Annotated in this window: 19 protein-coding genes and 3 pseudogenes; 11 read left to right on the forward strand and 11 right to left on the reverse strand. The window is 68.3% G+C overall.

What is annotated here, in order from left to right; all coding sequences use genetic code 11:
• Positions 1-35 precede the first annotated feature (35 nt).
• The 3 genes and pseudogenes from ACFZDA_RS13935 to ACFZDA_RS13945 form a co-directional block, all read right to left on the reverse strand.
• Positions 36-947, reverse strand: a complete 912-nt coding sequence (locus tag ACFZDA_RS13935; RefSeq protein WP_391079700.1) for a MerR family transcriptional regulator — start codon at positions 945-947, stop codon at positions 36-38.
• Positions 948-1072: 125 nt separating this feature from the next.
• Positions 1073-1851: pseudogene (locus ACFZDA_RS13940) on the reverse strand (IS5 family transposase); the annotation flags it as partial.
• On the reverse strand, positions 1848-2363 hold the full coding sequence (locus ACFZDA_RS13945) for a winged helix-turn-helix transcriptional regulator (protein ID WP_391079702.1): 516 nt from the start codon (positions 2361-2363) through the stop codon (positions 1848-1850). The pseudogene ACFZDA_RS13940 and the gene ACFZDA_RS13945, both read right to left, overlap by 4 nt.
• An 85-nt stretch (positions 2364-2448) precedes the next feature.
• Between ACFZDA_RS13945 and ACFZDA_RS13950 the strand changes: the two genes are divergently transcribed.
• The 3 genes from ACFZDA_RS13950 (at position 2449) to ACFZDA_RS13960 (ending at position 5408) form a co-directional block, all read left to right on the forward strand.
• Entirely contained in the window at positions 2449-4044 is a 1596-nt protein-coding gene (locus ACFZDA_RS13950) for an FAD-dependent oxidoreductase (protein ID WP_391079704.1), read from the forward strand.
• Positions 4041-4643 carry a MaoC/PaaZ C-terminal domain-containing protein gene (locus ACFZDA_RS13955; protein WP_391079707.1) on the forward strand — a complete coding sequence of 201 codons (603 nt, stop codon included), beginning with the start codon at positions 4041-4043 and terminating at the stop codon, positions 4641-4643. The genes ACFZDA_RS13950 and ACFZDA_RS13955 overlap by 4 nt, the downstream gene beginning before the upstream one ends.
• Positions 4644-5126: 483 nt before the next feature.
• Positions 5127-5408 (forward strand): metal-sensitive transcriptional regulator, encoded by a 282-nt coding sequence (locus ACFZDA_RS13960; RefSeq protein WP_319345906.1) that lies wholly within the window; start codon positions 5127-5129, stop codon positions 5406-5408.
• A 99-nt stretch (positions 5409-5507) separates the two neighbouring features.
• On the opposite strand, the gene ACFZDA_RS13965 is transcribed toward ACFZDA_RS13960, so the two are convergent.
• The 4 genes from ACFZDA_RS13965 to ACFZDA_RS13980 form a co-directional block, all read right to left on the reverse strand.
• The gene (locus tag ACFZDA_RS13965) at positions 5508-6083 is read right to left on the reverse strand and encodes a rhodanese-like domain-containing protein (RefSeq protein ID WP_391079711.1); all 576 of its coding nucleotides are present in this window, start codon (positions 6081-6083) and stop codon (positions 5508-5510) included.
• A gap of 136 nt (positions 6084-6219) precedes the next feature.
• Positions 6220-6963 carry a TSUP family transporter gene (locus ACFZDA_RS13970; RefSeq protein WP_391079713.1) on the reverse strand — a complete coding sequence of 248 codons (744 nt, stop codon included), beginning with the start codon at positions 6961-6963 and terminating at the stop codon, positions 6220-6222.
• Positions 6960-7325, reverse strand: a complete 366-nt coding sequence (locus ACFZDA_RS13975; RefSeq protein ID WP_391079716.1) for a rhodanese-like domain-containing protein — start codon at positions 7323-7325, stop codon at positions 6960-6962. Before ACFZDA_RS13975 ends, ACFZDA_RS13970 begins: the two co-directional genes overlap by 4 nt.
• Positions 7326-7360: 35 nt before the next feature.
• On the reverse strand, positions 7361-8725 hold the full coding sequence (locus ACFZDA_RS13980) for a rhodanese-like domain-containing protein (RefSeq protein WP_391079719.1): 1365 nt from the start codon (positions 8723-8725) through the stop codon (positions 7361-7363).
• A 104-nt stretch (positions 8726-8829) separates the two neighbouring features.
• Here ACFZDA_RS13980 and ACFZDA_RS13985 point away from each other — a divergent pair.
• Together ACFZDA_RS13985 and ACFZDA_RS13990 are read left to right on the forward strand one after the other, a co-directional pair.
• Positions 8830-9571, forward strand: a pseudogene (locus ACFZDA_RS13985) (IS5 family transposase); the annotation flags it as partial.
• Positions 9572-9921: 350 nt separating this feature from the next.
• Positions 9922-10176 (forward strand): hypothetical protein, encoded by a 255-nt coding sequence (locus tag ACFZDA_RS13990; RefSeq protein WP_391079722.1) that lies wholly within the window; start codon positions 9922-9924, stop codon positions 10174-10176.
• A gap of 124 nt (positions 10177-10300) precedes the next feature.
• Here the strand turns inward: ACFZDA_RS13990 and ACFZDA_RS13995 are convergent, their stop codons facing one another.
• A complete protein-coding gene (locus ACFZDA_RS13995; protein ID WP_391079725.1) occupies positions 10301-11188 on the reverse strand; it encodes an oxidoreductase in 888 nt (295 codons plus the stop codon).
• 151 nt (positions 11189-11339) lie between these two features.
• Positions 11340-11948, reverse strand: coding sequence for a TetR family transcriptional regulator (locus tag ACFZDA_RS14000; RefSeq protein ID WP_391079728.1), 609 nt, complete (start codon positions 11946-11948; stop codon positions 11340-11342).
• 154 nt (positions 11949-12102) lie between these two features.
• On the opposite strand from ACFZDA_RS14000, the gene ACFZDA_RS14005 reads away from it, so the two are divergent.
• The 4 genes from ACFZDA_RS14005 to ACFZDA_RS14020 all read left to right on the forward strand — a co-directional run bounded on the left by ACFZDA_RS14005 (position 12103) and on the right by ACFZDA_RS14020 (position 16264).
• Positions 12103-13239, forward strand: a complete 1137-nt coding sequence (locus ACFZDA_RS14005) for a serine hydrolase (protein ID WP_391079731.1) — start codon at positions 12103-12105, stop codon at positions 13237-13239.
• Between the two features lie 67 nt (positions 13240-13306).
• Positions 13307-14737, forward strand: a complete 1431-nt coding sequence (locus ACFZDA_RS14010; RefSeq protein WP_391080161.1) for an MFS transporter — start codon at positions 13307-13309, stop codon at positions 14735-14737.
• A 142-nt stretch (positions 14738-14879) separates the two neighbouring features.
• Complete coding sequence (locus ACFZDA_RS14015; RefSeq protein ID WP_391079735.1) at positions 14880-15254, forward strand: DoxX family protein; 375 nt, start codon at positions 14880-14882, stop codon at positions 15252-15254.
• 365 nt (positions 15255-15619) lie between these two features.
• On the forward strand, positions 15620-16264 hold the full coding sequence (locus ACFZDA_RS14020) for an NAD(P)H-dependent oxidoreductase (RefSeq protein WP_391079738.1): 645 nt from the start codon (positions 15620-15622) through the stop codon (positions 16262-16264).
• On the opposite strand, the pseudogene ACFZDA_RS14025 reads toward ACFZDA_RS14020, so the two are convergent.
• Positions 16224-16885 (reverse strand): annotated as a pseudogene (locus tag ACFZDA_RS14025) (TetR/AcrR family transcriptional regulator). The gene ACFZDA_RS14020 and the pseudogene ACFZDA_RS14025 sit on opposite strands and share 41 nt — an antisense overlap.
• Before the next feature lie 174 nt (positions 16886-17059).
• A complete protein-coding gene (locus ACFZDA_RS14030; RefSeq protein WP_391079741.1) occupies positions 17060-18106 on the reverse strand; it encodes an AraC family transcriptional regulator ligand-binding domain-containing protein in 1047 nt (348 codons plus the stop codon).
• Positions 18107-18293: 187 nt separating this feature from the next.
• On the opposite strand from ACFZDA_RS14030, the gene ACFZDA_RS14035 reads away from it, so the two are divergent.
• Both ACFZDA_RS14035 and ACFZDA_RS14040 read left to right on the forward strand, forming a co-directional pair.
• Entirely contained in the window at positions 18294-18734 is a 441-nt protein-coding gene (locus tag ACFZDA_RS14035) for a tautomerase family protein (RefSeq protein ID WP_391079744.1), read from the forward strand.
• 301 nt (positions 18735-19035) lie between these two features.
• Positions 19036-19917: an MBL fold metallo-hydrolase gene (locus ACFZDA_RS14040; RefSeq protein WP_391079746.1), complete on the forward strand. Its 882-nt coding sequence runs from the start codon at positions 19036-19038 to the stop codon at positions 19915-19917.
• The last annotated feature ends 74 nt before the right edge of the window (positions 19918-19991 follow it).

Raw genomic sequence — 19991 nt, forward strand, 5'->3', positions numbered from 1 at the left:
GGCGATCGCAGCAGCCGGCGTGGCCAGGCCGTGTTTTAGGTAGCGGGTGGCTCTTGGGCGGATAGTTCTTCGGCCAGTTCCATACAGCGCAGGCGGGCTGGGGAGAAGTCGTAGGGCATCTTGCCGGTGGCTTCGAGCACGCTCATGGAGTCAGCCTCCCGCCTGCCAGAGCTGAGGTCGGCCTCGTCCTCGCCGTCATCGGCGGTGGCAGGGTGCAAAGTGTCCCAGGCGTCGCAGAGGGCATCGTCGTCTTTCCCTAGGCCGGACTCCTCGATGACGGCCTGCAGGGCGCTTTCGAAGGCGTGCCGCTCGACGGCCACTTGAGCCACCCGTGGATCATCGACGGCGACGCTGTCATCGAGTGTCTCCTCGGCGTCATCGATGCGGTCGGAATCCTCCCGCAGAGTGGGATGCGTGGCCAGGATGACGAAGCGGGTGGCCTGGATGGCCGCGCCGAGCGGGCCGAAGATCCGCTCAGTGACCAGCAGACTGTCCAGGTCCGCCTGACGCAGGGAGCCCTCAGGCAGGCTCTTGAGGCGTTCGGTGACGAAGTCGGAGAGCAGGCCCATCCGGCTGCCTTCGGTGCGCATCCGCTGCACGGCGGTCCGCTGCCGCCGCAATTCCGCCTCCTGCTCGGCGAGGGTTTCCTCCAGCCGCTCCAGGATGCCCGCGATACCGTCTCCGCTGTCCGCACCGGCGGTAGCCGTGCCGGTGGTAAAGGCGTCACGGATGTCGTCCAGGGCGATCCCGGCGTCGGCCATCTTGCGAATCCACAGCAGGCGGATCATGTCCTCGTACCCGTAGCGGCGGCGGTCATCGCCGCCCCGCTCAGGCTCGGGGAGCAGGCCGATCTCGTGGTAGTGGCGAATCGCCCGCGGCGTGGTGCCGGCGAAGGCAGCCGCGTCACCGATCTTGACCTGGCGAGGTGGCATGAACGGCGAATGCATGAGCAAGGACCTTTCCTCAAGGGACCGGGACGTAAGTCCACCGGACCACATGCCGCTACGGAAGGTGCAACCCCATACACACCGCCCCGCGCCAATGCCAGGAAACGCGCTGTTCCTCCGTAATAAATCGCCGCGACCTGAACCATCGCCTCGAACCGAACTGCAAGTTTGTCGAACCGGGTCGCCACGGCCCGGTGCTGCTTGAGACGGCTGATCCCGCATTCGACCGCATGCCGGGCCGTGTAGTCCTCGCGGTCGAAGACGGGCGGACGGCCACCGCCACGGCCGCGGCGCCTGCGGTTGCGGACCTGACCGACCGGCTCAGGAATCGTGCACCTGATGCCACGTCTGCGCTGGCGGCTTCTCGGCCGGCCGACACCAAGCCGGGGCACACCGATCGCGTTCAGGACCGGCTCGAACTGCGGACTGTCACCGCGCTGCCCGGCGGTGATCAGCAGCGACAACGGCTTCTGTCCCTGCTCACACGCCAGATGAATCTTCGTGGTGAACCCGCCTCGCGACCTGCCCAGTCCATGGTCTTCAGGTTCGGCGCTCACTCCGCCCGGCGGTTCCTTCTGCACAGCACCGCGTCGGCGGGCACCGGCAGCATGCTGGTGTGCCCGGCAGATGGTGGAGTCGACGTTGACCTCCCAGAAGATCAGCCCGGCCGCATCAGCCCTCGCCTGCAACAACGTCAACAGTCGGGCCCACACACACCGACGCTGCCATCTCCGGAACAGTCCATACACCGTCTGCCACGGTCCGTACTCGAACGGCAGGTCCCACCAAGGAACTCCGGTCCGAACCCGCCACCGCACACCGTTTACCAGCCGCCGAAGCCAGGCCACCTGCGACTTATGCCCACCGCAGGCAGCAACGACTCCAGCACCCGCGCGCCGCTCAGTCGGACACAGGCCGGGCCCCGGGGCCCGGCCTCGCGATGACCTGTCCGGGCGCGGTGATCTCGTGTCCTGAGGCGCAGGTCACCACCGTGCGGACGGGGCTGCCGCAGTCGTGGTGGAGCAGGGAGATCGTGGCGGCATCGGCCGGGACGATCCAGCGCTCGGCCCAGTCGTTGAGGGCGATCAGGATGGGCAGCAGGGCGCGGCCTTTGTCGGTGAGTCGGTACTCGTCGCGTCCGCGCGTGCCGGGAGCCCGATAGCGGGTCTTCTCCAGGATGCCGTCGGCGACGAGGTCCCTCAGGCGGGCGGACAGCACGCTCGGGCTGATGCCGCAATGGCGCTCGAAGTCGTCGAAGCGGCGTGTGCCGTAGAAGGCCTCCCTGATGATCACACCCGTGGTCCGCGGGCTGAGGGACCGCAGGGCGAGATTGATCGAGTCGGGTTCGATGTCCCACGCGTCCCGCTGCCACCGTTCCGGATGGCCCTCAGTCTCTGCTTCGGCTGCGTCGCTCACGTCTCCCTCTCCTGTGTGTTGCTCGATTCTATCCACCCCCGTAGGCTGACTACTGTTTTGCGAAGCCAGATGAAGGAGTCACCGCGTGAGCATCGGCGAGAGCTACCACCGCAGTACAGCCGGCCGGACATGGGACGCGATCGTCATCGGATCGGGGATCGGCGGCCTGACCACGGCCGCCTTCCTGGCCCGGACCGGGCAACGGGTCCTCGTGCTGGAGAAGCACTCGACGGCGGGCGGCGCCACCCAGACGTTCCGGCGCGCCGGATACGAATGGGACGCCGGGCTCCACTACATGGGCGACGTCCACCGGCCCACCAGCGGCCTGCGCCGGATCTTCGACCACATCAGCGGCGGCAAGCTGGAGTGGGCTCCCATGCCGGACGTGTACAACCGGGTCTTCATCGGGGACCGGGAGTACGAGTACCGGTCCGGTGTACAGCGGTTCAAGGACCGCATGAAGGAGTACTTCCCCCACGAGTCCGGGGCCATCGACCGGTACGTCGACATGGTTCACACGGCGAACCGTGCGGCTCGCCCCTACCTCGCCCACCGCAGCCTCCCGCACGCAGTGGGAGACACCCTCTACGACGACCTGGCCGCACCCTTCCGCTCGCATGCGGACCGGACGGTCACCGAGGTCCTCACCGACCTCACCGACGACGCGGAGCTGCGCGCGGTGCTCAGCGGCCACTACGGCGACTACTCCCTCGCCCCCGGCCGCGCCTCGTTCGGCATGCACGCCATGCTCATCCGCCACTACATCGACGGCGCGAACTTCCCCGTCGGAGGCTCCGCACGACTCGCGGAGACGGCGACCGATGTCATCACCGGAGCCGGAGGAACCGTCCTGATCTCCGCGGAGGTCGAGAGGGTCATGCTGGACGACAGCGGCTCGGCCCGCGGCGTTCTCATGGCGGACGGGAAGAGTTTCCTCGCGCCGTTGGTGATCAGTGACGCTGGCGCGCTCAACACCATGACCCGGCTGCTGCCGGACCGGACTCCCGAAGCCACCCGGCTCGTCGACTCCCTGCGGTCCATCGGCCCTTCGCAGACGTACGTCATGCTCAACATCGGCATCCGGGAATCCGGCGACCGGCTCGACCTGGATCCGGCCAACATCTGGGCCCACGCCGGACCCGACATCGACGGCGACATCGCCAAGTTCGAGGCCGACCCCGAGAACCGCGCCATGCCGACGTACTTCATCACCTTCCCGTCCGTGAAGGACCCGTCGTGGGAAAGCCGCTACCCGGGACGCACCACCATCGACATCGCGGGGCTGACCAGCTGGTCGTTGTTCGAGCCGTACGCGGACAGCGCCTGGATGCGCCGGGGCGCCGACTACGAGCGCCTCAAGGACAGGCTGACCGAGGAACTGCTGGGCCAGGTGTTCCGCTTCTGCCCCCAGCTGGAGGGACGCATCGACCACACCGAACTGGCGACGCCGCTCAGCTTCAACCACTTCCTCGGCCGGGAGAGGGGCGACTTCATGTCCCTCGCCCACACCCCGCAGCGGTTCGCCCTGCGTGACCTCGGTGCCCACACCCATGTCCCCGGCTTGCTCCTCACGGGCCAGGACGTGGCGTCGGCCGGCGTCAGCGGCGCCATCATGGGCGGCGTCGTCGCGGCCTCGGCCGCCCTGGGGCGCGACGCCCTGGAAGACATCGTGACCGGATGAACGGCGACGGTGAGGCAGCGAACGCAGCGTACGCACGTGCCCGGACCGGGTCTCGGCACCCGGGGACCGCTCCCGCGCCGCGCGGGACGGCAGGCACCACCACGACCCTGAGCGACACCGACTTCGCCGCCTCGGTCGAGGACCGGTACTTCGAGGACTACGTGCCGGGTGCCGTGTACGTCTACGGCAGCATCACCATGCCGAGGGAGGACATCCTTCGGTTCGCCGACGAGTTCGACCCGCAAAGCATCCACAACGATCCCCAGGCGGCCCGGCAGGGCCCGTTCAGCGGTCTCATCGCCAGCGGGTGGCACACCTGTTCCGTCACGATGCGCATGTATGCCGACCACTACGTCAGCAAGGTGGCCTGCCTGGCCTCCCCTGGGATCGACGAACTGCGCTGGGTCCAGCCGGTCAGACCCGGCGACAGTCTGTCCCTGCGGGCGACGGTCCAGGATGCCCGAGTGTCGCGCTCCAAGCCGGATCGCGGTCTCGTCACCACCGGCATCGAGGTCATCGACCAGCACGGACAGACGGTGCTGACCATGAGCGCCATGAACCTCTTCCTGCGCCGCCAGGCCGTCAGCGGGCGAGGATGACGGTTCGCTGCCGCCACCATCCACGTACACCGGTGTAGTGCACCGCACTGCCCGGACGCTGTCGCCGGTGCGCGCAGGTCCCGCCAGGTGGAGCGATCGCGGCGGAGCTCCACCCGGCGGTTTCACAACGCCATCCATGAACGGAGTCGGCAGCCGTGTGGCCGGCTCGGCCCGTCCGTCCATTGGGCGCACAGCAGGACCGGAGACGCGGGGCGAGTACGGAATCCGTGGGCGCGCGGGTCTGCCGGGTGGAGGAGATGCCACACCGTGTGCGAGTTCCTGTCCCCAGCCAGACGACAACGCACGGGTTCAGTGGTTCGCCCCTCTGAGAATCCTCGAACTCACGCGCTTCCTCGTACGGGCGGGCGTTGGCCTGATCACGCTGAGCGCGGTGGCGGTGGAGCGACAGGGATTTTCCTTTGCCCGGTCAGGGTTACCCCTTCGGTAGGATACCCAAGGGGGTATCTCGAAGGAGCGTGGGTTGTGGAACTGGCGATGGCTGCTGAAGAACTGAAGACGGTGGTCAACCGGCTGCGCCGGGCGCAGGGTCAGATCGCCGGTGTGATCAAGATGATTGAGGAGGGGCGGGACTGCGAGGACGTCGTCACCCAGCTCGCCGCGGCGTCCCGGGCTCTGGACAAGGCCGGTTTCGCGATCATCGCCACCGGTCTGCAGCACTGCCTGACCGATACGGACATGGCCGCCTCCGGCGACCGGGAGCAGATGCGCACCCGGCTGGAGAAGCTGTTCCTGTCTCTGGCCTGAGCCTTGGTGCCGCGACGCCGGATCACCCGCCCGGTCCGGACGGTTGGGCTACGAAAGGGGAGGGATCCGGAGCCGGTTCCCTCCCCTTTGTGGTGTGGTTCAGCGGTTGCGCAGTGCGGCCAGCGTGTGGTCGAGGTCGGCGGCGCGGGGGCGGTTGTGGGGGAGCTTGGCGAGCATGGCGGCCATGCCGCAGGTGTTGGTCAGGGCGGAGAAGACCAGACCGCCCGCGATGCCGGCGGAGAGGAACTGGAAGGCAGGGTGGACGACGAGCCCGAGCAGCAGGCCGAGCAGCACGATCGCTCCTGCGGTGAGCCTCACCTGCCGCTCCATTCCCCAGGTGGCGCGGGAGGCGCCCTGGGGGCGGTGGAGCTCGTGGCCGTCGGCCGCCCAGGCGCCGGTTCCTCCTGACAGGGTGGCGGTGGTGACGCCGTTCTCTGCGAGGATCTTGCAGGCGTTCTCGGAGCGGGCGCCGGAGGCGCAGACGACCAGGACGTCGCCGCGGTCGGTGGCGTGACGGATGTCGGGCAGCGCGCGCCGGATCTGGTCGAGGGGGATGTTGAGCGCGCCGGGGAGATGGCCGCCGGCGTATTCGCCCGGGGTGCGCACGTCGATGATGGTCAGTTCGTGCAGGCGGGTGCGCGCCTCGTCGGTGGCAAGGGCCGTGGGTGTGGTCATGGCAGATGTCATCCTTGTGTGTCGGAGTGTGCTGAGCTTGATCTGACGGGAGCCGGACCGAGGGCGGTCCTGAGATGCGCGGTGGGGCTGGAGAAGCTCTCCTGGTCCTGGTCTGAGCCGGTCGCGGCCCTCGTGTTCAGACGATCACGTCAACGAGCATGAAGGCCGCCACTGCCAGCAGTACGCCGGCGAAAACTTTCTGAAGGGTGGTGCCGGAGATCTTGGTCGCGAGGCGTTTGCCGTCCCAGGCGCCGAGGATCGCGGCTCCGGTGAAGGGGCCGATGACCTCCCAGTGGAGCCCGCCGCTGGTGCCGGTGCGAGCGGCGAGCGCGGCGAGTGAGTTCACCGTGATGACGAGCAGGCTGGTGCCTACCGCCCGCCGCATGGCCAGTCCCAGGACGCCCACCAGGGCGGGCACGGCGAGGAATCCCCCACCGACCCCCAGAAAGCCCGTCACGGCGCCGAGTCCGGCACCGGCGCCGGCCGCCTTGCCGGGACGGATCCGGTCCGGCGGCCCGGACTCGGACGGACGCAGCATACGCAGGGCCGCCAGCGCGGCGATGACCGCGAACGCCGCCGTCAGCACCGTTTCGGGCAGGCGCCCGGCGACAGCTCCGGCGAGAAAGGCGGGGACGATGCCCGCCGCGGCGAACAACGCCCCTGTCTTCCATGCCACGTTCCCGTCGCGGGCGTGGGCGTACAGGGCGGTGGCGGAAGTGGCGGTGACGATGATCAGGCTGGCGGTGGTGGCGGCGGCCGGAGTGAAGCCGAGCAGATAGATCAGTGCCGGTACGGCAAGGACGCTGCCGCCGCCGCCGAGGGCCCCGAGCGCGAGACCGATGACGGCCCCGGCGATGAGGGCGAGAACGAGTACGGTCACGCTATCCGGCCGCTGTTCCCGCGTTCGTCGACGACGGGGTGTCCGGCGGCGGCCCACGCGTTCATGCCGCCCTCGACGTCCACCGCGTGCGCTCCGCGTTCGGTGAGGAGCTTCACGGCCTGCTGGGAGCGGTGTCCACTGCGGCAGATCACCACCAGCGGACGGCCCTGCGCCTCGGCGGGCAGGGTGGCGCCTGCGACCAGGTTCGTCAGCGGTACATGGACGGCGCCCGGGGCGTGGCCCGAGTTCCATTCGGGCTTCTCGCGGACGTCCAGCAGGACGGCGTCAGGCCGGTCGCCGCTGGTACGGCTGTGTGCCTCGTCGACCGTGACACGGTGCCCGTTTCGGCGAAAGAGGAACATCACACGCTTCCTTCCTTGCTGGGGAACGGCCGAACTCAGGCGGAGGCCAGGGGCAGCCCGGCATCCGTCGCGGCGTCGAAGCCGTCGTCGACGGCGACCACCTTGCGGCCGGCGGCATCGAGCAGGGAGGCGGCGATCGCCGCGCGCATCCCGCCCGCGCAGTGCACCCACACCGTCCCGTCCGGCACTTCTCCGATACGGCCGTGCAGCTCGTGGATCGGGATGTGGACCGAGCCGTCGATGTAGCCGCCTACGCGCTCCGAGTCCCGGCGCACATCCAGGACGACCACCTCGTCGCCGCGCTCGCGCAACCGGGCAAGGTCGGCGAAGCGGGCACGGGGGAAAGAAGCGAGCCGCTCGCCCTCATGGACCCAGCCGGCCGGGTCGCCGGTGGCGGCGGCGGCCGGGCGGTCGATGCCTACCCGCGCGAGTTCCCGCTGCGCGGCGCTGATCTGCTCCGGGGTGTCGGCGAGCAGGGTGACGGGCTTGCCCCAGGGGATCAGCCAGGCCAGGTAGGTGGCGAGCTTGCCCTCGCCCTCGAAGTTGAACGAGCCGGCCACATGCCCCTCGGCGAAGGCCATGCGGCTGCGCAGGTCCACCACCCACTCCCCCGCGGCCAGCCGGGAGGCGATCTCCTCGGCGTCCGCATGCCTCGGCGGGGTGAGGTCGACGGGGGCGGGGCCGGCGGCGTTGGCCGGGCCCATGTGCGCGTAGTAGGCGGGCACGTCCTCCAGCCCGGCGAGCATCCGCTGAACGAAGGTGTCCACATCCAGGGTGAGCGCCTCGTTGCTGGTGCGTTCCTTGCCGATCGTGGTCGCGTCCCCCTCGGCCTGGGCGGAGGAGCAGAAGCTGCCGAACCCGTGGGTGGGCAGCACCGGAACCTCGTCGTCCAGCTCAGCGGCCAGGCGGTGGGCGGAGGCGTGCTGGGCCCGGGCCAGCTGCTCGGTCAGCCGAGGCTCGACCAGATCGGGGCGGCCCACGGTGCCGATCAGTAGGGATCCACCGGTGAACACCGCCACATCCCGCCCACCTTCGGTGAGGGCGTAGGAGGTGTGGTGCGGGGTGTGCCCGGGCGTGGCGATCGCACGCAGGACCAGACCCGCGTCCACGTCCACGGTGTCGCCGTCGGCGACCGGGGTGCGGGCGAAAGACACGTGCGCCGCGGCCGGCACCAGATAGGAGGCGCCCGTGACGCGGGCCAGCTCCAGGCCACCGGTGACGTAGTCGTTGTGCACATGGGTCTCCGCCACGTACGCGATGCGCACCCCGCGCCGGGCGGCGGCGGCGATCACCTGGTCGATGTCGCGCGGCGGATCGATGACCACCGCGGCAGCGGCCCCGCCGGCCAGGTAGCTGCGGTTGCCCAGACCCTCGAACTCAAGGATGTCGACGAAGAACACGACTGCGGCTCCTCCACAAGAACGGTGTACCCCGGGGGGTATTCGGCACCTACCTTAACAGAGATACCCCGGGGGGTATTCCTGTGATCCTGGGCGTCCCCCATATCCCCGGGTGCGGCGCCGCCGCCGTTGAGCGATTGGTGCCGGATGAGTTATGGACGCTGTTCCGGCGGGTTGTTCCGCCGACGGGGGTCATACGTCCGCAGGGCGGCAGCCGACAGCGGGCGGCTGATCGCGAGTGCCTGGCGGCGATCATCTTCGTAGCCACTCCGGGTGCACCTGGCGGCAGTTGCCCCCGATGTCCGGCCCGGCCTGGCCGACGGACTACCGGCGTTTCGCCCGGTGGAGCCAGGACCGGGTCCGGGCCAGGCTCCACCGGGTCATCCTGGACGAGCTCGGCGCCCGTGGTGAGCTCGACTGGTCGCGGCGCGCCATCGACTCCGCCAGCCTCAGGGCCGCAAAACAGGCCCCTGACCGGACCGAATCCGACCGACCACGGTAAGAACGGATCGAAAATCCACCTGATCACGGACCGGAGCGGTCTGCCCATGTCGCTGGGCATCTGGCGCCAACATGCACGACAGCCTCGGCCTGAAGCCGCTGGTGCGGGGGATCCCACCGATCCGCTCCCGGCGCGGCCCGCGCCGTCGGCGGCCGGCCAAGCTCCACGCCGACAAGGGCGATGACTACGACCACCTGCGCCGATGGCTCCGCAAGCGGGGCATTCGTCATCGCATCGCCCGCAAAGGCATCGAGTCCTCGCAGCGGCTGGGCCGCCACCGCCGGGTCGTGGAGAGGACGGTGTCCTGGCCGGCCGGATGCCGACGTCTGCACCGCCGCCATGAGGGCGGCGTCAAGCCCAAGTTCGTGACGTTCGACATGAACGGAACGCTGATCAAGTTCAGCATCAACGACACGATGCGCGAGGTCCTGGGCGACCGACTGCCGGCCGAGGTCGCCGACGACTTCCTGCGGATCTGCAAGGCGTACCGCATCGACGAGTGCACGGGTGCCTACCAGCCGTTCCACCAGGTCGTCGCCCGTTCCATGGAGCGCGCCCTGCACAAGGTCGGTCTCGAGTACCGCGAGGACGAAGCACAGGCGGTGTACGAGCGCATCCCCACTTGGGGCCCCTACCTCGGTGTCACCGACGCACTGAACCGCCTCGCTGAGGCGGCCCCGCTGGTCATCAGGAGATGGGCGTCTACAAGCCCCGGCTCCGCGCCTTCGAGTACGCGTTCGACAAGCTCGGCGTGACACCCGACGAGATCGTCCACGTCTCCGCAAGCCCGATGTACGGCCTGCGCTCCGCGGCCAACCTGGGCGTCAGGAACAAGGTGTACATGGACCGAGGCTGGGAGCACGACGAGCACTGGCTCGGCTACGAGCGGATCACCGACATCGCCGACCTCCCCGTCCTCCGCGCCCTGCTGCCTAAAGCCGCGCCCTAACTGGTGAGGCGAACGAGACGCATGTAGCAGCAGAGTTGTCGACGGTCATGGAAATACGTGAACGTCCACAGCTTCCGACGACGATGAGATCCGGAGGGACCTGACTGCGTGCGCCGGTCACTTCTCAGGGGGCGAAGGAGAAGCCAGTCAGTCTCTCTGAGACCTCCCACAAGCGGCGGGCGGCATCGGTGTCGGTCGCCGACGGGACAGGCTTGACGAGCTTGGGGTGGCCACGGTTCTCGCCCCGGCCGTCGGGGCCGTAGAACTCGCCGCCCTGGACGGCGGGGGCGGTTGCGGCGTGGAGCTGGTTGAGGGCTCCCATGGTGACGTGCTGGGCCCTCAGGAGGTTGCCGATCCGGCCGCCCAGGTTAAGCAGGCCGGTCGGGCCGGAGGTCTGCAGGTTGGTGGCGGTGTAGCCGGGGTGAGCGAGCACGCTGATCGCGGGGCTGCCGGCCGCGCGCAGCCGCCGGTCCAGCTCCAGGCCGAACAGGACGTTGGCGAACTTGGACTGGGAGTAGGCGGCGGACGGGGAGTAGGAGCGCGCGGATTGCAGGTCGTCGAAGTCGATCCGCCCCCGCCGGTGGAGGGTGGAGCTGATGGTGACGATCCGGGGCGCCGACCCGGCGCGCAGCACGGGGTACAGCAAAGCGGTCAGCGCGAAGTGCCCCAGGTGGTTGGTGCCGAGCTGGAGCTCGAACCCCTGCGCGGTGGTCCGCTTCGGCGTCATCATGACGCCCGCGTTGTTGACGAGTACGTCGGCGTGCTCGACTCCAGCGGCGAACCGGGAGACCGACTCCAGGTCCGCCAGGTCCAGGGTGCGGACCTCCACCGAGCCGGGCAGGTCTGCGGCGGCCGCCCGGCCCTTCTCCGGGTCACGCACCGTCATGATCACATGCGCGCCGTGCTCGGCCAGCCGACGCGCGGTCTCCAGGCCAAGGCCGCTGTTCGCGCCGGTGACCACGAAAGTGCGGCCGGTCTGATCGGGGATGTCGGCTGCTGTCCATTTACTCATGCTGTTCCGTTCAGAGGGCCGGTGCGGCGTCGGCCGGGGCCAGGTGCGGGAGGGTACTCGTGCGCTGGTCAGTGCCAGGTGGGCGTCATGATGTCGAGGTAGCGGGAGCCGGCTGCGCCGTGCGGCAGGACATCCAGTGGTCCAGCCGCTGTCAGGACCCGCTGGGCCCCGTCCGAGGCTCGAGGAGGGCGAGGGAGAACTCGAACGCCCGGTCGGCCCGCGCGCGGTCTCCCGAGACGAGAAGGTCGAGCTGGAGCCCCCTGATCTGAGCCAGGAGGAGGGTGGCCAGGGCTGAGGCGTCCTCGGGCGCCCACCCGTCCTGCCGGAGCCATCCGGAGACGAAATCGACGTCGTCCAGCATCGGCTGTGTCAGCTGCCCGCCGTCGTCGGACTGCCACGCCTTGCCGGCGACGATTTCGAACATGAGCAGGAACTGCCGCTGCGCCTTCGGCTCGCACAGCCGTCGCCAGGTGATCCTCAGCAGCTCTGCCGTCGACCCGGCTTCTTGGAGTTCGCTGTCGGCGGTCACCTGAGCGAAGAGATCGGTGCGGATCTTCTCCACTACGCACTTGATCAGCTCGTCCTTCGACGAGAAGTGGCGCAGCAGAGTCGCATGGGTCACCCCCAGCGCCTGGGCCACGGGGCGCAGCGACAGGCCGGCGATGCCGTGGTCGAGGACGTACTCGGTGGCCGCGGCCAGCAGCTCAGGCCGCCGGTGCTGAAACCGGAGGGTCCGCCCGTCGACGCGCTCGGAACTCATCAGCTGTCGTCCTCACTTCGGATGCCTGGTTTCGATTAAGCGTACCACTCGGTTGCCCTAACCGAGTGGTACTGCTACTTTCGCTCACGCCGAAGCCGGAAGCCTCCGCATCGGCCGAGATCACCGGAGGGCAACGATGACTGATCAAAAGTTCGTGAGCATCGCTGATCTGAACCTGTTCACAGGTGTCCCGCAGCACGAGAACTTCTCCCGCATCAAGGATCTGCTGCCGACCCGCGCGATGGCCCCCTCGTCGAAGCCCACCGTCTGGCCGCAGGGCGAGGCCGTCACGCTTCCCGAGACCTACTCGTTCGACGGCGCATCGCGCTCGACCGAGCAGTTCCTGGAGGACACCGACACCGGGGCGCTGCTCGTCCTGGTCGACGGCGTCGTGCGGTACGAGCGCTACCGGCTGAGCGGCGGGCCCGACGTCCCCTGGCTGGCGATGTCGGTGACCAAGAGCTTCACCTCCGCGCTCGTCGGCATCGCGCTCGCGGAAGGCCACATAGCGAGCGTCGACGACGCGATCAGCGACTACGTGCCCGTGCGGGCCGGTTCGGCGTACGACGGCGTGTCCATCCGGAACGTGCTGCAGATGTCGTCCGGTGCCCGGTGGGACGAGAGCTACAGTGACCCGCAGTCCGACAGCTCCCGGCTCGCGGCCGTCATGGCCGGCCTCGGCACGTTCGACGAATTCGTCGCCACCGCGGTCCGTGAGAGCGAGCCGGGCACCGTCTGCCGCTACAACTCCACCGACACCCAGGCACTGGGAGCACTGGTGATCCGGGCGACCGGGCGTCCCCTCAGCGAGTACATGCAGGAAAAGCTGTGTGAGCCCCTCGGCATGGAATCCCCCGCCTACTGGATCGTGGACTCCACCGGCTCGGAGATGGCCTTCGGCGGTCTGAACATGACCGCACGGGATTTCGCCAGGTTCGGTGAGCTCTTCCGCAACGGCGGGCTCTGGCAGGGCCGTCAGATCATCCCGGCGCAGTGGGTGCGCGACTCCGTGGCCATGACGGCTCCGCATCTGGAGGTGGGCCGGCCCTGGGTCGGCCCGGACACCGTCGACCTGGGCTACGGCTACCAGTGGTGGCGTCCCGCGGGAGACCGCGGCGACTTCGCCGCGATCGGCGCCTACAACCAGTTCGTCCTCGTCGATCCGCTCAGCCGCACCACCGTCGTGAAACTGTCCGCCAACCACAGGTTCGGGATGTCCGAGCTGGAGTCCGACAACCGCATCCTCGAGAACGTGGCCCTGCTCCGCGCGATCGCCGCCCACACCCACTGACAGTCGCCGTGCCCACCGGCACATTCAGGTGAGGAACATATCCGTGTCCACCATCCCTGCGGCCCGCATGAGCGGACGGTCCTGGGCCCTGCTGCTCGTCCTTTGCGGCGTGATGTTCCTGGAGGGCATCGATGTCTCCATGCTGGCCGTCGCCGTCCCCGCCATCCGCGACGACCTCGGCCTGACCACCGGCACCACGGCATGGGTCATGAGCGGCTACGTCCTCGGCTACGCCGGTTTCACCCTGCTCGGCGGCCGGGCCGCCGACCTGCTGGGCAGGCGGCGGATGTTCCTCACCTGGCTGGGCGTCTTCGTCGCCTTCTCCACCCTGGGCGGCTTCGCGACCGACAGCTGGATGCTGGTCGTGGCCCGGTTCGCCACCGGCGTGGCGGCGGCCTTCATGACCCCCGCCGCCATGTCGATCATCACGACCTCCTATCCGGAAGGGCCGCAACGCGACAGGGCCCTGTTCATCTTCGCCGGTGTCGCCGGCGCCGGCTTCTCCCTGGGCCTCGTCATCGGCGGGCTGCTGACCGAACTCGGCTGGCGCTGGGTCTTCTTCGCCCCCGTGTTCATGGCCACCGCCATCCTGATCGCAGCGATCCGGCTCCTGCCGCCCGAGACCCGCCCCGCGCCCGCACCCCGCGGCTACGACCTGCCCGGCGCCACCGCCGCCGCCGGCGCGATGCTGCTGCTGGCCTACGGCATCGTCCGCCTCGAACACGGCGGCGACGGCCTCGGGCTGACCCTCGGCGCGTTCGCCGCCGGGCTGACGCTGGTGGCGGCGTTCATCCTGATCGAACGACGCGCCCCAGCACCCCTCGTCCGCCTCGGCATCTTCCGCAGGGCCACGATGGTGCGCGCCGACCTCGCCGCGCTGCTCTTCCTCGGGGCGTTCTCCGGCTTCCAGTTCATCCTCACGCTCTACCTCCAGGAACTGCGCGGCTGGTCCTCCCTCCAGACCTCCATGACACTGCTCGCCATCGGCATCGACGGCATACTGGCACCCACCCTCACCCCACGGCTGATGAACCGCTACGGCAACAGCCGGGTGATCTTCGGCGGCTTCCTGCTCGCCATCGTGGGCTACGCCCTCTTCCTCCCCCTCGGGATGGACTGGACCTACGCGGCGATGTTCCCGGGCCTGCTCCTGACGGGTGTCGCCTTCGCCCTCGTCTTCGGTCCGCTCGCCATCGCGGCGACCGACACCGTGGCCAAGGAGGAACAGGGCCTGGCCAGCGGACTGCTGTACACGTCCACCCAGTTCGGCTCCGCGGTCGGTATCTCCGCGGTGACCGCGGTGTACGGGATCGCCTCGGCCGGCTCCGACGGCTCACCGGGCGCGGAACTCGACGCCTACCGCACCGCACTCATCGTCCCCGTGGCCCTGGTGCTGCTGGGGGCGGCGGTCTCCGCCTTCGGGCTGCGCGGCGCCAGGTCCGCCGGCCGGCGCAACGACACGGAGCCCACGGCTCGCTACGACGGGGTTCCCGGGTAGAGCTGATCACCGGGCAAGGTGCGGGCCAGGGTGGAATTCACCGTGTCCCGCACCTTGCCTCCCCGACGACCCGGCGCAGGGTCCCGACCGGCCCTGCGGCGCGGCCTGGTTTTTTCCACCATCAACGCAGATCGGAACAGTAATGAACGTCGTGCTCTGGGTCATGCAGGCGGTACTCGCCGCGGTCCTCCTCAGCGCGGGCCTGCCGAAGATCACCAAAACGAAAGAGGAACTCGTCGCCCCCATGGGCCAATGGGTCAACTCCTTCCCCGCCCCGGGAATCAAACTCCTCGGCCTGGTCGAAGTCCTCGGCGCCATCGGCCTGGTCCTCCCGCCCCTCGTCGGAATCGCGCCGGTACTGGCCCCGGTCGCCGCCGTCGGGATCGTCCTGATCATGATCGGCGCCATCGTGGCCCACGCACGCGCATCGGAGAATTCCAAGATCTTCATGAACGTCGCCCTGAGCGTGCTCGCGGTCGTCGTGGCATGGGGACGCTTCGGGCCGTACGCGTTCTGAACGGAAGCGAGGTCGCCGTCCACCAGCGGGCGACCCCGCTTTCCGAACGCCCGCTCAACGTCGGCCAGGGGCACTGTCAATTTTGACCGGGTATCAGATGATCAAGAAGAAAACCCCCAGCCAGATCCCCCCTCCGGCAGGCCGATTCGGCGCTTCATTCGCGGAATCAGAGGTGAAGATCGCCAATCACCTTTGTGATCATCTGACAGGGCGTCAAAATTGACAGTGCCCGGCCCGGGACGGACCGGCAACTGAAGAGCTGAAAAGGAACAGGAACAGAACGAACAGACCGACCACCAATTGAACAGAGCGACTCAGTCCGAACGGCGCAGCGCAGCACGGACGATCTGAGGAGACCCCCCACGGTGAACGTACTGATCGTTTTCGCCCACCCCGAACTCTGCTCATTCAACGGCGCGTTGAAGGTCAGGGCCGTGGACGCACTGAAGGGCGCCGGGCACGAGGTCGTGGTCAGCGACCTGTACCGGCTCGGCTGGAAGTCGGCGGTCGACGCCGAGGACTTCCCCGGGGTCTGGACCGACCCCGACTTCCTGGACGTCGTCGCCGAGCAGGAACGCGTGTCGGCGGCGCGGGAGACCCCGCCCGACGTCCTCGCGGAACAGGAGAAGGTCGCCCGGTGCGATCTGATGATCCTCCAGTTCCCGCTGTGGTGGTCCGGAATGCCGGCCATCCTCAAGGGCTGGATCGACCGCACGATGGCTCGCGGCTTCGCCTACGGAGAGGGACGTGCCTACGACACCGGCCTCCTGAAGGGCAGACGCGCCCTGGTGTGCACGACCACAGGCGCCCCGTCGGGCCTGTACGACCCCGACAGCACCGACGGCGACCTCGACCGCGCCCTCTGGTCCATCCAGCACGGCATCCTGCGCTGCCTCGGCTTCGACGTCCTCCCGCCGTTCGTCGCACGGGCCCCGGGGGAGGCGAGCGCGAAGCAGCGGGAGGAGTACCTCACCGAGCACGCCGAACGGCTGCTGACAGTAGCCCCGTAGAGGGCGCGGGGGACTCCCGCACGCTCTGCTCCCGTACGAGGGCGGCCACATGGCCGGTGACAGTGTCGATGATGTCCACACAGGTCTTCTCGTCGCCCAGGGCCAGGAAGTTGAGCGTCAGCCCGTCCGTCATCGCGGCCAGATATCCGGCCAACACCGGTACAGGCACGCCCAGTTCGAAGCCCATGGTCCCGCGCAACTGCTCCAGCAGTTCGGCGTACGTGTCGGTGTACAGCTCGTACTGCCGGCGGGCCAGATGTGTGAACTCCGGCTCGCGCAGGGCGTACTGGGTGAGTTCGTACGTCAGCATGTGCTCGCCCGGATGGGCCGCCGCATGATCCCAGTACGCCCTGAAGCCCGCCCTGATCGTCTCCTGGAGGGTGGACTGCGGCTGGATCGCCTCGCGCACCACGTCGACGAAGTGGTCCGTGACCGTCGTGATGACCGACTCGATCAGGGCCTGCTTGGAGTCGAAGCAGTAGTGGAAGACGCTCAGAGAGACGCCTGCCTCGGCCGCGATGGACCGGGTCGTCGTCGTGGGGGGACGACGACCCGGGTCATCGCGCGGAGGGCCGCCTCGGTCAGCTGCCGGCGTCGCTCGGCCGACGGCTTGCGTGCCATGAACTCCCCCCAGGTGCGGAACTCAGGTGCCGTAGAGGCACTGTCAAGTTTGACGCCCCGTCAGATGATTACAAAGGTGATTGGCAATCTTCACCTCTGATTCCGCGAATGAAGCGCCGAATCGGCTTGCCGGAGGGGGGTCTGGCTGGGGGTTTTCCTTCTCGCGGAGCACGCTCAGTCAATCAGGGCGGACCGGCCTTCCAGCTGCTGGCCTTCGCGTCGCAGTCGGGAAGGTGACGAGCCGAACCACCGGCGTACCGCACGAGTGAGGCTTGACTGTTCGTGCATCCCCAGTCTGGTCGCAATCTGCGAGAAGGACAGATCGGTCGTAGTGATCAAGTCCAGGGCCTTACTCTTGCGTACGCGATCGACGACGCCGGAGAAGGTCGTCCCTTCCCTGGACAGGCACCGCTGCAGTGAACGCGGGTGGAGACTGAGCAGCCGCGCCACTGCCGACAGGTCCGGATCGCGGGATCCGAGGTGTTCGTCGAGAATCGCTGCGACCAGGCCCGCCATCGGCACGTGCTGGTGGCCGAAGTGCGTCTCAAGATGGTCCACCGCAATGTCGCGGAGGAGGTCGCTGCCTCCGCTGACCGGGGTCGAGAAAAGGTGGCCCGGGACGCGCAGAACCGCGCTCGGTGCATCGAATCTGACCGCCGCTCCGAAGTACTCCCGATAGGAGCTTTCCGGTGCCAGGGGGGCGTGTGGCAGCAGAACCGAGCGAAGTCCATAGGGTGTGTCACCGCTGATCAGCTTCAGAACGCGGTGAACGATACCAATGCCGTAGTCGATCGCCTGTGGGGATGCGTTGACGGTCGTGCCCGCGTAGCGAAGCCCGGCCACACCGGGAATTCCCAGCGGATCATCGGTCTCCTCGAGCGAGAGGGCCGGGCTGTATACGAACAGGTACCGGCTCGCGTATTCGACGGCCTCGCCGATAGTGCGTGAGTTTTCCATCGCGATGGCCAGCGGTCCCAGCACATGCAGATCCTCCTGCGCCGCCAGCCGCAACCCGAGGTCCGGAAGCGCGAACCGGTCGGCCGCTTCCTCGAGAACGCGCACGGCCAGTCGGAGGCTGACGAACGACTCCCCCTCGGCGATCGACGCCTCGTCGAAGCCGTATGCCGCGAGGAGTTCCGGCCCCGAGCCACCGGACTCAGTGAAGAGTGCGGACAGCCCCCGCAGGGTAGAGCACCGGATGGGAAGATCGGTGTCACGCAAGGACAAATCCTTGTCGCTTCAGGGCAAGTGCTGGCTTGTTTCAGCGAAGCAGACTACACGGACCCGGCTTCGAGGAACTCTCGGCGGCCGCACGGGACCACTTCGTCAAGCACCTCCAGGCCTGAAGCCCCCTCGTCGGCCGCGTCGACGAAGCGCGTCTCCCCCATCCATCCCGCAAGGAGCCGCCATGCCGTACTGGGAGATCTTCACCCCCGAGAACGCCTTCACCCCGGCGGACAAGGAACAACTGTCCGAGAGGATCACCTCGCTCTACGTGGACTACGTCAACCTGCCCAAGTTCTACGTCGTCGTCCTGTTCAAGGACATGCCGGCGAACACGATGTACGTCGGCGGCAAGGCGAACGACAACTTCGTACGGATCCGCGTGGACCACATCGCCCGGCAGATGGACGACCCCGCGATCCGGGCCATGTGCATGGAGGCCATCGAGGAGAAGCTGGCGCCCTTCGTCAAGGACCGCGGCTACGACTGGGAGGTCCACCTCAACGAGACCCCCATGGACCTGTGGCGCACCCAGGGCCTTGTTCCGCCCCCTGCCGAGTCCGCCGTCGAGAAGCTCTGGGCCAAGGAAAACCGACCGGTGCCCTACGAGCAGCCGGCCGGCTGACCGAGGTCCCGTGGGGCCTGTCCACCGTGCGGGCCCCGGAACCCCATCCATCTTCGCGGTTCGGCACCGGCGGGAGAACGCCGCTCCGATCTCCGCGATCGCCCTTGGCGCGTGAGTGATCCGGAGCACCGTGGCGCTCGCGTTCCAACGCTCGGCGCACCCGTTCCATGAGTCACCGACAGCGCCCCCACGCGCGCGCACCCGCGTACGCATGCGATTCAGGTCAAGTTCTTGACGTGACTTCGCCTGCCGGCGTGCGCGATGCCGCGTCGGCCGATGCCCCCGCAACCGGAGATATCCCGTGACCACTGACGCCCACTCCACGCCGGCCGCACCCATCCGCGCGACGGTCTTCGTCGGTCGCTGGCCGAATATTCCCGTCGAGAAGCTTCCGGGCCTGCCGGACGGCACCTTCTCACCCACCACGGCCACCCTCGTGAGCGGCGCCACCGAGGTGGTCCTGATCGACGCGCTCTACCTCAAGGAGGACGTCCGCGACCTCGGCGACCTGATCGAGCGGACCGGCAAGAAGCTCACGACGATCTACATCACCCACGATCACGCTGATCACTACCTGGGCCTCGGACCGCTCCTGGAGCGGTTCCCGGAGGCGAAGGCTGTGGCGCTGCCCCATGTGGTCGAGTCCATGAAGCAGACCATGCAGTTCCAGATCGATCAGTGGCGCATGCTGTTCGGCGATACCTGCGTCATGGCGGGACCGCTTCCGGAGCCGATCGAAGGCGACACGCTGTACGTCGACGGATCGCCCCTGCACATCATCGAGGCGAAGCAGGCAGACATCCACCCCACGGGCATTGTGCACATTCCCGAGATCGGCGTCGTCGTAGCCGGTGACTCCATCTACAACGAGATCCACCCGATGCTCGGCCTGTCGACACCCGAGGAGTGGCAGGACTGGCTCGACACCGTCGACACCGTGGAAAGCCTGCGGCCGCGCATGATCGTGTCTGGACACCGCAGGCCCGACGGGGACGACTACGCGGTGGACACCATGATCGCCCAGACCCGCTCATACATCCAGGACTTCGCGGCTGCCTCCAAGGACGCCAAGGACGCCAAGGAAATGGTGGCCACCATGGTCGCGAAGTACCCGCACCACGGCAACATCTGGACGCTCCAGTTCTCCGCCGGCGAGGCGATCACCAAGCGCGATGGCGCGTGACCGAGCCTGGCATCCGAAGTCCGCACAGTTGCCTTGGCGTTGAAACGCGTCACACCCCGATAGGGTGCGCTTGA

This window comes from Streptomyces sp. NPDC007991, assembly GCF_042958445.1.
Lineage (GTDB): Bacteria > Actinomycetota > Actinomycetes > Streptomycetales > Streptomycetaceae > Streptomyces.